This window comes from Neisseria sp. P0008.S010 (assembly GCF_051962715.1).
Lineage (GTDB): Bacteria > Pseudomonadota > Gammaproteobacteria > Burkholderiales > Neisseriaceae > Neisseria > Neisseria elongata.
This window is the reverse complement of sequence record NZ_JBQCVA010000446.1, coordinates 1-234: the sequence shown is the minus strand read 5'-3', so window position 1 is coordinate 234 and position 234 is coordinate 1. Positions and strand designations below refer to the sequence as shown.

1 protein-coding gene is annotated in these 234 nt (G+C 46.2%); it reads left to right on the top strand.

Going from position 1 to position 234, the window contains the following annotated elements:
• Positions 1–234, top strand: a 234-nt coding sequence (locus tag ACTHSL_RS14275; protein WP_440381763.1) for a hypothetical protein, incomplete at both ends; no start/stop codon positions are given.

Here is a 234-nt window from a genome sequence, read left to right as displayed (position 1 = left end):
TATTCACAGGTCGTTATGGTCTTGGTTCCAAAGATACTACACCGGCTCAGATCGTTGCTGTATACAACAACACTGAGAAGGCAAGATTTACTCTTGGTATCAAAGATTATGTTACCAACCTGTCTCTGGAAATCGGCGCTCCGCTGGTTACAACTCCGGCTGGTACAATCAACTGTAAGTTCTGGGGTCTTGGCGCAGACGGTACTGTAGGTGCTAACAAGAACTCCATCAAGA